The following is an 11,637-nucleotide window of genomic DNA, read 5'->3' on the forward strand; positions in this document are numbered from 1 at the left end:
AGAAACTGACAACATCCCCGTTCTTCAGCGTATTTTTACTAAGTCCTTCAGAAGCTGGCACATCATTGATCAAGATCGACCATGATTTAGAGGTAGGACTCCATGGTTCATTGTTAGTTCCATTAATGCCATTGATCCAGAACGAACCGAATGATGCATACCATTCATCTGATATGTTGATACTAAAACCAGCACTTTGATTCGCAGCCACAAGAGCTCCAAGATCGGTGAAATTATTGATCTCATAGCTTGCAGACTGGTTATTTGTTGGAACAAATTCAAATGTACCGGACGGTAACTCAACCTCGCCATCCCAGATGACAGTTGTAGGTTTAAGAGTAATGTTCAGGACATACGTTGCTTCATCGATGATGGGTTCAAATGTTGTACTGTTTGTTGGACAGAACCAGAAACTGACAACATCCCCGTTCTTCAGCGTATTTTTACTAAGTCCTTCAGAAGCTGGCACATCATTGATCAAGATCGACCATGATTTAGAGGAAGGACCCCATGGTTCATTGTTAGTTCCATTAATGCCATTGATCCAGAACGAACCGAATGATGCATACCATTCATCTGATATGTTGATACTAAAACCAGCACTTTGATTCGCAGCCACAAGAGCTCCAAGATCGGTGAAATTATTGATCTCATAGCTTGCAGACTGGTTGTTGGTAGGCACAAAATCAAATGCGCCGGATGGTAGCTCAACCTCGCCATCCCAGATGACAGATGGTGCGGCTCCCACCATTGATGGCATTACCAGTATCGTACCCAAAACAATAATACATATAACCCATATATTTTTCCCCATGGTGATACCTCTTACTCTTTCGCTTTAAATTAGAAACCCTTAATAAACATGGAATTTAATGGTATATATAGCTCTGCATTTGGATTACAGGTGTTATCATTATAGTATACAAAATTATATGTTGAAAGTGCGCTGATCAAAATATAAACTATACAACAGATTGAAAAATACAAAAGTATTCAATGAGTAAAAGTATTTTCATTACTTTAATGTAGGAATCATTGATATTGAAAAAAAGGTAGTGGGTGCAAACTATTGCAATCCACTATTTTATTATGCTTTAAGAGCTACCAGTGAAAGCCCCAGTTTCTTTTCCAGATCCTTTACTTCTTTAGCAGCGTCCTCTTTTAAGTCTGCATACTCGATTCCAACATCTGAAAAAGCAATTAAGGTTATACCTAATTTGCTTTCTAAATCAGCGATAGCTTTCAGATTTTCGCTTTCTATTTTTGAAAAACCCCACATTTTAAAACCCCACTATTTTATTATGCTTTAAGAGCTACCAGTGAAAGATCCAGTTTCTTTTCCAGATCCTTTACTTCTTTAGCAGCGTCTTCTTTTAAGTCTACATACTCGATTCCATCATCTGAAAAAGCAATTAAGGTTATACCTAATTTGCTTTCTAAATCAGTGATAGCTTTCAGATTTTCGCTTTCTATTTTTGAAAAACTCCACATTTTAAAACCCCGACAGTATATACATTCGATTAATTTATATATGTTTCCCCCGAAAACATATCTACTCTGAAAAGCTCATAAATGTAATTAATATTGATACATGCGTTGGCAAACATTAACACTCAAAAAATAGTAGATATTGCCTCTGCTGATTGTAAGAAACATGCTTTTCTCTAACAGTACTTTGCATAATATGAAGCAAAATGCCAAAAGTGCATGATGATTTTATGAGTTTCTGTTACCATGATCTTATGATCGTATTTCTATTGAAGTATGAGAGAGTGTGCTGTGGTTCTTGAAGATATGTCCATATTTATAGTTTCCACACCTCCATTTTCTTTTCTGAGATGGTTGCAATACAGGTATGTCAATTCTAAAACATCTCTGTACTTTTAGTCCCATTGATGTCTGTTTACATTCAATAGATTGTAGAGGATTCCGATAAACCTATATTATCAGGCAATCGTTTATATAGAGTTTATAAGTAACTGTTCAAATTCAGGAGTTAATCGGAATCCTCTGTATTATTTTACTCGAATAACTTCGAAACATTAAAGTATGGTCCTTGTTAACAGTTACCATTATCCGATCTTGCTACATGTTAGCAAGCATCAATCAAAAAAATGGCAAGTGGTAGTTATGTTAGGTATCGATGATCCTCAAATATGGTTAGCATATGTCCTGTGCATTGTAAGTGCACTGGGATGTATGGTCTATGGGCTTTTAAAATGGAACGAAGAAGAGGACGAGGAGTGCTAAGATGGCGGTCAGTACTTCAACTCTGGGAATATTTGTCCTGGTCTATATGCTCGCTGTGTTCTATTGTGGCTGGCTTGCATACAGGAGAACCAAAGAGGTCGACGACTATATGCTCGCCGGAAGGAATGTCAATCCTTACATTCTTGCACTTTCCTATGGTGCAGCTTTTATCAGTACGGCTGCGATCATTGGTTTTGGTGGTGTGACAGGAACACTTGGCCTGGGAACCCTCTGGCTTGTGTTCATGAACATCTTTGTAGGTATATTCATTGCATTCGTTGTTTTCGGTGCAAGGACAAGAAGGATCGGTGTGAACCTTAATGCTGTTACATTCCCCGAACTTCTGGGAAGACGATTCCAGTCACGTTTCATTCAGGGCTATTCCGGTGCTCTTATCGCTTTGTTCATGCCTCTTTATGCAGGAATTGTCCTTATCGGCGGTGCAAGGTTCATGGAAACCGCACTTTCCGTTGACTATGATATTGCTATCCTTATCCTGACAGTTATTGTTGCTGCTTATGTTATCACAGGTGGATTACTTGCTGTTATGTACACCGATGCACTTCAGGGAACCCTTATGCTAGGTGGTATGGCAGTCCTTCTGGCACTTACCTATGCAAAGCTTGGTGGTATCGTTGAAGCTCATCAGGCACTTACGGATCTTGCACCTCTTGTACCTGAATCACTGGCTGCCGGTGGTCATCAGGGATGGACAGCAATGCCGGTATTTGGTTCGCCTATCTGGTGGACAATGGTATCAACTATCATCCTTGGTGTGGGTATCGGTGTGCTTGCACAGCCACAGCTTGCGGTCAGGTTCATGACCGTTGACAGTAAGAAATCCCTCAACAGGGCAGTCTTTGCTGGTGGTCCTTTCATCCTCATGATGGCAGGAGTTGCATACATCGTAGGTGGACTTTCCAACGTTTACTTCTTTAATACTACCGGAATGCTTGCTATTGAAGTTGCAAAAGGAAATATGGACGTTATTATGCCCGAATACATCAACAGTGCAATGCCTGAGATGTTCGTCATAGTCTTCATGATAACCCTTCTTGCAGCTGCAATGTCAACCCTGAGCTCACAGTTCCATACAATGGGAACAGCCATCGGACACGACTTATATCGCGAGTTCCTGATGAAGGGTAATGCAGGGAAGACCGTTGACGTTACAAAGATCGGTATCTCTGTGGCCATCCTGGTAAGTGTTATCCTTGCATACATTTTGCCTATCAGCATCATTGCAAGGGCTACTGCTATATTCTTCGGACTTTGTGCAGCAGCTTTCCTCCCGACGTATATGGGTGCACTGTTCTGGAAGAGAATGACCCGCGAGGGTGCAATTGCAAGTCTTATTGTTGGTACTTTCAGCAGCCTCTTCTGGCTTACTTTCATCCATGCAAAAGAAGCAGCACCCCTTGGTATCTGCCAGACTCTTTTTGGAACTGAGACGTTGCTTACAGGCACATGGACAGTTATTGATCCGATCCTTGTGGCAACCCCACTCGCAATGATGGTTGCAGTTGGTGTAAGTCTTGTTACGACGCCACCGCCAGTGGATCACCTTGAAAAGTGCTATGGAAATAATCGTTGAGAAGACATTTGAGAATATATTTAAGAACTTATCAGTTGCAGGCAATTTCGAGACCTGCATCTGATTTTTCATTCATTTTTTTATTATCTTTTTATTGTATTCGCCCCCATAATTCTGCTATGGTATAACGATCGTAGGCATCCTTATATAGTTCCGACCTGCAACATTATCTACCTGTTGAAAGAGGAGTAGACTATGCCTGTAATAAGCCTGATAGGATGCAGGATGTTCGAAGATGAGATCGTTCATCTTGTTGAACATGATCCTTTGATAGATAACCTGATCGTGGTCGAGAACAAGGACTGCGGTGGCCTTGTACAGAAGCTGGATGATATCGGTATTTCTTACAAACTTGTGCCTGAAGCCAGCCTTGCATCCCGGTGCTCAGATCAATGTGCTGATCCTTATTGCTTTGTCATAAATATACTTGAATTTGCATTACATGCTGTACCATCCAACCTCAAGTCCGAGGTTTATTCAAAGGTCGAGGAAATGGCATCTTACTCAGAAGGAATTCTCTTATTTTACGGACTTTGCGGTAATGTCCTGGGTGACGTTGAAAGCGATCTCGGGAATCTTGAGTGCAAGATCTGTATTCTCAAGGAAGAGAACGGTGAGATCATCGATGATTGCATCGGGGCAGTGCTTGGTGGCAGAGAGGCATATCTGCATCACCTCAAGAGCTTCAAAGGAATAGGTACCTTTTTCCTGACACCCATGTGGGCTGCAAACTGGGGAGATATGCTTGTTGCCGGTGGCTTCGGCAAGGACCCAAATGATGTTGAGACCTCTAAATTCGTTTTTGATGCAGTTGGCTATAAGAAGGTGGCAAAATTGGATACCGGACTGCGTTATGAAAAGAAGTTCGATGATATCGTAAAGGAATTCGCCGAGATATTTGACTTTGATATCCTGAACATCGAGGGAGAGCTTGGTCTTATTGAAGGCTGCTACAGGAAGTTCCGCAATGAAGTCCTGAAAAGGGAACACTGATCCGTTGAATTATCTGTTGCTTATCCCCTGCATAATATTATTAAGGTTGTGTTCATTACCTGAACTGTAAAATCCGTCGACCTATAAATCCATTTATCCATATCTTTAGGGTGATCTTTCTTGAAACGAGTACTTGCCACAGGAACTTTTGATCTTTTGCATCCCGGACATGTTTTCTTCTTAAGTACTGCCCGTGCTCTTGGTGATGAGCTTTATGTTCTGGTTGCAAGGGATTCCATGATAAGGCACAAAGCAAAGCCCATTGTTCCTGAAGACCAAAGACTTGATGTGATAAGTGCTTTGAGGGTAGTGGATAAGGCATTACTTGGAAGTGAAAAGGATATTTTCGAGCCTTTGTATGAGATCGAACCTGACATCATCGTTCTTGGTCACGACCAGACCTTTGATATTGAGGAACTTCAGAAAAACCTTAAGGAGAGAGGCTTCAAGGCAAAGGTCACAAGGATAGATGAATCCCTGAAATGTCCACTATACAGCAGTGGGAGAATAGTCAATAAAATACTCGAGCGCTACTGCGAAAGTAGAGAATGATATTTGAACAGGATGTTGAGACCGGATATTAGAGTCGGATGTTGAGATATAATATTTAGATCTGATATTGAGATACGGATCTAAAGAACCCTTATAAAAAGATATAAAATAAAAGGTTTAGAGGAGTGTTTCCTCTATTCTGGTTAGTGCTTCCCTGATTCTTTCCTGTGATGTAGCATAGGAGATCCTTATGAAATCCTTGCTGCTTGCTCCGAATCCTGATCCCGGAGTTACTGCTACGTGTGCTTCCTGTAACAATTTGTCCGCTACTTCATCACCATTGCCGAACTCGCTCACATCGGCAAATGCGTAGAATGCACCGTCGGGTCTCTTGCACTTAAAGCCAATTTTATTCAGACCATCGATAAGGATGTCGCGTCTTGCTTTAAATTCCGTGATCATGTCATTGACAGGTCCCTGTGGTCCTTCCAGTGCTGCTACGCCACCAAACTGTGCGAAGGTCGTAGCACTGCTTACGGAGTGGGAATGGATCTTCTTAAAACCACTCATGAGTTCCGGAACAGCTGCCACGTAACCAAGTCTCCATCCGGTCATAGCATATGCTTTTGAGAAACCGTTAACTGTTATGGTACGATCGTGCATGTTGTCCAGTGAACCCATGCTGATGTGCTTTTTGTCATAGATGATCTTCTCGTATATCTCATCAGAGATCACAAGCAGATCGTGATCGATAGCAAGGTCTGCAACTGTCTTGAGCATCTCTTTATCGTACACCCCACCTGTGGGGTTACACGGGGAATTAACGATGATGAGCTTTGTCTTGTCAGTTACAAGTTCCTCAATTCCATAAGGCATGAATCCGTTGTCCGGATCAGTAGGTGCCCAGACAGGGTTTGCACCTGCAAATTTAATGCAGGGGCTGTAGGATACCCAGGAAGGATCAGGAAGGATGGCCTCATCATTGTCGTCGAGTACTGACATAATGATCTCAAAGATCGCCTGCTTTGCACCAGGAGTGACAAGTACGTCATTTGGTGTAAAATCAAGCTTGTTCTCATTTACCAGCTTGTTTGCAATTGCTTCCCTGAGTTCCGGAATACCGTCGGATGGTGCATAATGTGTTTCACCACGGTACATTGCGTCGGCAGCTGCCTTGCAAATATGTTCAGGAGTGTCAAAATCCGGTTCGCCGAGGCTGAAACTGATGATATCGATACCTTCACTTTTCAGCTTGTTGGCAGCGTTTGCGATTTTGATCGTTGCCGATTCTTCTACACGCTCAAGTCTTGATGATGGCATAGGAATTACCCTTTGTTATATCGTTTTAAAGTTCAAGTTGGAATTGTCCGGATTATTTAAGACGTCTGACAAGTTTTACGGCAGCTTCAACAGCGCGTTTTGCGTAATCCACACGCTGGTGTGCTTCCATGCGTGTCATACCAGGTCCTGCAATACCAAGTGTTACTGGTTTGTCATATTCAAGTGAAAGATCAGTGATCTTCCTTGCAGCATGCTGGACAACGATCTCGTCGTGCTTTGTGGCACCTTCGATCACAATACCAATTGTTATCACAGCGTCGATGTCGTCTTTCTGACAAAGTTTCTTGATAGCAAGAGGCATATCATATACGCCAGGTACCAGAATGGTATCTGTGACCTCAGCGCCAAGGAACTTTGCATGCTCTGTTCCCAAAAGCTCCATCTGGTATGTCAGGTCCCTGTTAAACTCAGCTACAACAAATCCCAATCTAATAGGTTCACTATCACTCAAAGCATCAAACTCCTTTATAATGTCTAACTTATATTCTTCATTAAACATCAATCTTGCATATAAATATACGTATAGGCTATTGTTTCATCCAATTTCGTATCCCTATTATGCACGATATCATACACAAAAATGAGGACATGATATACAAAGATAAATAGAAATGCTTTCAAATACAAGCTGATGTTATCAAACGTTGCTATCCTGCTTATCGGCCTGACACTGTTGGTCAAGGGTTCGGATCTTTTTGTCAGTTCAGCATCTGCTATTGCAAAAAAACTCGGAGTTTCAGAGTTCATCATTGGACTAACTCTTGTTGCTATTGGAACTTCAATACCTGAACTTGCTTCTTCTGTAGCGGCATCACTTTCACAATCAAGCGGGATAGTGGTTGGAAATGTCGTGGGTTCGAATATTGCGAACATAGCTCTTATAGTCGGCTGTGCTGCGATCATCTCGGTGGTGAAGACAGACTCAGAAATGCTGAAAAGGGATGGATACATCATGCTCTTTGCTTCCACGCTTTTCCTTCTTTTTGCATTTGATCTGCAACTTTCAAGAGCTGAAGCAGTTGTCCTTGTCCTTTTCTATGTCGCTTATATTTTCTTTTTGTTCGAGGATAAGTCAAAATATGAAGGTAAGTCTTATTTCGTGGAGTTTATCAATTATTTTGTCAAATTCAAATATGTAGAGTCTATGAACCACCGTATCAGAGAGGGAATCAATGACTTTAACTCCGATGACAAAAAAGAGAATAAAAAGGAACGCGGTGACACTTCCAAAGATCTTTTCATTCTCGCTGTTAGCGGAATCGCGGTGATATTTGGTGCCAAATACTTTGTTGAAGAGGCAATATTCTTTGCACAACTCTTTCAGGTTCCTGACACCTTTGTTGGTGTTACACTGGTTGCAGTAGGCACTTCACTTCCTGAACTAATGGTGACAATATCTGCTGCACGTAAAGGTTATGGGAACATTGCAATCGGGAATGTGATTGGTTCCAACATAACGAATATCTTTTTGGTCCTGGGAATCTCTGCATTTGTGTTCCCTCTTGAAATAGCAGGGCTCAGCATTATGTTCACACTTCCATTCATGATCATGATCAGTGTGATTCTATTATGGTTCATCAATACTCACTGGGAGATAAGGAGAATTGAAGGAATAGCATTGATCCTGCTTTATGTGGCCTTCCTGATCTTGCTGTTCAGGTCCGATGTGTTTTTGTGATCACTGAACCATTATTATTTTTTCAATTGATCCATCAGTTATTAATTGACTGATCATCTAAATTGACTTATCAGTTATTGTTTTTGTCCATGAGTATTCATCCTGCAAAAACGTACTGGAAACTTCTTATTATTAGATTTGTAGTGATCTGATCGATGAATTTTGCAACCCACAAAATATATAACACATCGTTTCACTGATTAGAGCCAACGAAATTAAGACCTCAATAAGTTTTTATTCAACATTGAAAATGAATTCAATGTTAACTGGAGATTTTAGTATCCAAAGTCCAAAAAAGAAAATTGAAGTACGAAACCTAACTAAAATTTTTGGGAGAAAACCCCGAAAAGCTCTTTCTCTCATCGAAAAGGGATTCTCAAAGCGTGAAATTTTTGAAAAAACCGGACAGAACGTTGGACTCTACAACGTCAATTTTGATATATACGAAGGCGAGATCTTTGTAATAATGGGCCTTTCAGGCTCTGGAAAATCTACTCTTTTGCGATGCATTAACCGCTTGATAAATCCAACTGACGGACATATCCTCCTCGATGGTAACGATGTTGCCACAGCAAGTTCTGAAGAACTGCGAGAGATGCGCAGGAAAAAGATGGGAATGGTCTTCCAGAATTTCGCACTTATTCCTCACAGAACAGTTCTGGATAATGTTGCATACGGTCTCGAGATACAGGGTGTATCAAAGGAAGAGAGGTATGCTAAAGCGAATGAAGCTATCGAGACAGTCGGCCTCAAAGGTTATGAAGACAGCAGAACATCCCAACTTAGCGGAGGGATGCAGCAAAGGGTCGGCCTTGCACGAGCACTTGCAACGGATCCCGATATCCTGCTGATGGACGAGGCCTTCAGCGCTCTTGATCCTCTTATAAGAAGCGAGATGCAGGATGAGTTGCTTGCACTGGAGGACAAGATGCAGAAAACGATCGTTTTCGTATCTCATGATCTTGATGAAGCACTGAAACTGGGTGACCGTATCATGATCATGAATGATGGAAAGATCGCCCAGATCGGTACTGCTGAAGATATCCTTACAGAACCTGCAGATGATTATGTCTCTAAGTTCGTGGCAGGTGTTGACCGGACTAAGATATTCACTGCAGAAGCGGTAATGAAACGCGCTGAACCTGTTGTATCAATTAAGTCTGGTCCGAAAGTGGCTTTGCAATTGATGAGGGAACATGGTATATCTTCTATCTTTGTCGTGAACAGGGAGAAGCACGTAGAAGGCATCATTAAAGTGGATGATGCATTAAAAGGCTCAAAGGAAGGAAAGAGCATAAGGGATATTATGTCTGATGATGTCACGATCACTCATCCTGATACACCTTTAAACGAACTTATTCCGGTAATAGAAAACAGTTCGCCCCTTGCAGTTGCAAAAGATGATGGAAAACTCATTGGAATAATTGTTAGAGGAAGTGTACTTGGTGCACTTGCTATCGAGGAGGTGTGATCAATGGCTATATCTAAAATACCGATCGGGGAGAGTGTGGAAACCCTGGTCAAATGGATCGATGGCACTTTTGGAATAGTGCTGGACCTTTTCAGTGACATGACCGATTACATGATATCAGGTCTTAACGATACTTTGCTTTTGTTCCCTCCTATCTTATTTACATTGATCATTGGTGTTGCTGCATATTTCATCGGCAAGAAAGATATAAAACTTGCAATTGGCAGTGTGGTCGGTTTGCTCCTGATAGACAATATGGGTCTATGGGAACTATCAATGGAGACGATCGCACTTGTACTTGCATCAGCTTTCCTTGCATTGATTATTGCAATACCATTGGGAATTATTTCAGCAAAGAATGAATGGGCATTCCATGTGATCAAACCTGTACTTGACCTGATGCAGACGATGCCATCATTCGTTTATCTTATTCCTGCAGTCATATTTTTCGGTCTCGGAAATGTCCCGGGACTTGTTGCAACAATTGTTTTTGCAATGCCTCCGGCCATCAGGCTTACAAACCTGGGGATTCGGCAGGTCCCGAAGGAGCTAACCGAAGTTGCCGATGCATTCGGTTCAACTCCATGGCAGAAACTGGCCAAGGTGGAGCTACCAACTGCCCTGCCAAGTATAATGGCAGGTGTGAACCAGTGTATCATGCTTTCACTTTCAATGGTGGTAATTGCTGCCATGATCGGTGCAAGAGGTCTGGGATATCAGGTCCTTATTGGTATCCAGAGGGTCGATATTGGTCAGGGATTCGAAGCAGGACTTGCAATTGTGATCATAGCGATCATACTTGACAGGTTTACACAGCATCTTACTCCAAAGTAAGATGCATCTTTCTTTCATAGCGGCAATGCTGCATGATAACTATATAAAAAAATAAACTGGAGAATTCTTTAAAGTTTGTGATATTTTGAAAAGTAAAATAAAATCAATAATGTTGATTCTAGTATTGATGCTGACTCTTGTTGCAGCTGGTTGCGTAGGTCAGGATGATGCAAATGAAGATGGAACTGTTTCTGAAAAGGTGACCGTTGGATACGTCCTCTGGGACGGGGAGATCGCAAGTACCAATGTGATAGAACAGGTGCTTGAGATGAAGGGTTATGATGTTGAGATCATTGCAGTGGATGCAGGCGCCCTTTATCTGGGAGTCTCTCAGGGAGATTTCGATTTCACAACATCCGCATGGTTGCCTGTGACACAGAAGAACTACTGGAACCAGTATGGAGACCAGTTGGTCAATGTCAGACACAACCTTGAGGGCTGCCCTCTGGGACTTGTTGTACCAGAATATGTAGAGATAGACTCCATCGAAGAGCTCAACGACAACAAGGAAATGTTTGATGGAGAGATCATCGGGATCGATCCCGGTGCAGGTATCATGGAGAACACAGAAAATGCAATCGAAGCCTATGAGCTTGATTACAAACTAATCTCAAGCAGTACTGCAGGCATGACCGCACAGCTTCGCAAATCAATCGATGATGAAGAACCTATCGTTGTTACACTCTGGTCACCGCACTGGTCATTTGGCCGCTGGGATCTCAAATACCTTGATGACCCACAGGGAATCTATGGCCAGGCAGACAATGTGGACACACTTGCCCGCACAGGCCTTGAGGAAGATATGCCAGAGGTCTATGATGTACTTACAAGATTCCACTGGACCCATGAAGACATCCAATCAGTAATGATGGACATGGAGGATGGCATGTCTCCAGAGGAAGCAGCTGCAAAGTGGATAGAGAACAATCCTGAAAAGGTAAATGAGTGGTTGGGCGAGTAATCCCCTTCCATTTTTCTTTTTGT

General features: G+C 42.0%; 13 protein-coding genes. 8 read left to right on the forward strand and 5 right to left on the reverse strand.

The window, feature by feature from the left end:
• From E7X56_RS06985 to E7X56_RS06995, 3 genes are all read right to left on the reverse strand, one after another.
• A partial coding sequence (locus E7X56_RS06985; RefSeq protein ID WP_167879475.1) for a DUF4430 domain-containing protein occupies positions 1–778 on the reverse strand: 778 nt, incomplete at its 3' end.
• 309 nt (positions 779–1,087) lie between these two features.
• Positions 1,088–1,279 (reverse strand): hypothetical protein, encoded by a 192-nt coding sequence (locus E7X56_RS06990; protein ID WP_135606100.1) that lies wholly within the window; start codon positions 1,277–1,279, stop codon positions 1,088–1,090.
• 20 nt (positions 1,280–1,299) lie between these two features.
• On the reverse strand, positions 1,300–1,491 hold the full coding sequence (locus E7X56_RS06995; protein ID WP_135606101.1) for a hypothetical protein: 192 nt from the start codon (positions 1,489–1,491) through the stop codon (positions 1,300–1,302).
• Positions 1,492–2,130: 639 nt separating this feature from the next.
• Between E7X56_RS06995 and E7X56_RS12340 the strand changes: the two genes are divergently transcribed.
• The 4 genes from E7X56_RS12340 (at position 2,131) to E7X56_RS07010 (ending at position 5,389) form a co-directional block, all read left to right on the forward strand.
• Positions 2,131–2,250, forward strand: coding sequence for a symporter small accessory protein (locus E7X56_RS12340; protein WP_330217372.1), 120 nt, complete (start codon positions 2,131–2,133; stop codon positions 2,248–2,250).
• Position 2,251: 1 nt separating this feature from the next.
• Positions 2,252–3,844: a sodium:solute symporter gene (locus tag E7X56_RS07000; protein WP_135606102.1), complete on the forward strand. Its 1,593-nt coding sequence runs from the start codon at positions 2,252–2,254 to the stop codon at positions 3,842–3,844.
• Positions 3,845–4,039: 195 nt separating this feature from the next.
• Complete coding sequence (locus tag E7X56_RS07005; protein WP_135606103.1) at positions 4,040–4,837, forward strand: DUF1638 domain-containing protein; 798 nt, start codon at positions 4,040–4,042, stop codon at positions 4,835–4,837.
• Between the two features lie 120 nt (positions 4,838–4,957).
• Complete coding sequence (locus E7X56_RS07010) at positions 4,958–5,389, forward strand: adenylyltransferase/cytidyltransferase family protein (RefSeq protein WP_135606104.1); 432 nt, start codon at positions 4,958–4,960, stop codon at positions 5,387–5,389.
• 117 nt (positions 5,390–5,506) lie between these two features.
• On the opposite strand, the gene E7X56_RS07015 is transcribed toward E7X56_RS07010, so the two are convergent.
• Both E7X56_RS07015 and ribH read right to left on the reverse strand, forming a co-directional pair.
• Positions 5,507–6,649, reverse strand: coding sequence for a pyridoxal phosphate-dependent aminotransferase (locus E7X56_RS07015; protein ID WP_135606105.1), 1,143 nt, complete (start codon positions 6,647–6,649; stop codon positions 5,507–5,509).
• Between the two features lie 52 nt (positions 6,650–6,701).
• Complete coding sequence (gene ribH, locus E7X56_RS07020; RefSeq protein WP_177165253.1) at positions 6,702–7,121, reverse strand: 6,7-dimethyl-8-ribityllumazine synthase; 420 nt, start codon at positions 7,119–7,121, stop codon at positions 6,702–6,704.
• Between the two features lie 180 nt (positions 7,122–7,301).
• On the opposite strand from ribH, the gene E7X56_RS07025 reads away from it, so the two are divergent.
• The 4 genes from E7X56_RS07025 to E7X56_RS07040 all read left to right on the forward strand — a co-directional run bounded on the left by E7X56_RS07025 (position 7,302) and on the right by E7X56_RS07040 (position 11,614).
• A complete protein-coding gene (locus tag E7X56_RS07025; protein WP_210409256.1) occupies positions 7,302–8,348 on the forward strand; it encodes a calcium/sodium antiporter in 1,047 nt (348 codons plus the stop codon).
• 259 nt (positions 8,349–8,607) lie between these two features.
• Complete coding sequence (locus E7X56_RS07030; RefSeq protein ID WP_135606107.1) at positions 8,608–9,819, forward strand: glycine betaine/L-proline ABC transporter ATP-binding protein; 1,212 nt, start codon at positions 8,608–8,610, stop codon at positions 9,817–9,819.
• A gap of 3 nt (positions 9,820–9,822) precedes the next feature.
• On the forward strand, positions 9,823–10,653 hold the full coding sequence (locus tag E7X56_RS07035; RefSeq protein ID WP_135606108.1) for a proline/glycine betaine ABC transporter permease: 831 nt from the start codon (positions 9,823–9,825) through the stop codon (positions 10,651–10,653).
• A 109-nt stretch (positions 10,654–10,762) separates the two neighbouring features.
• The gene (locus tag E7X56_RS07040; protein WP_135606109.1) at positions 10,763–11,614 is read left to right on the forward strand and encodes a glycine betaine ABC transporter substrate-binding protein; all 852 of its coding nucleotides are present in this window, start codon (positions 10,763–10,765) and stop codon (positions 11,612–11,614) included.
• Positions 11,615–11,637 lie beyond the last annotated feature (23 nt).

The organism is Methanococcoides sp. NM1, assembly GCF_900774285.1.
Lineage (GTDB): Archaea > Halobacteriota > Methanosarcinia > Methanosarcinales > Methanosarcinaceae > Methanococcoides > Methanococcoides vulcani.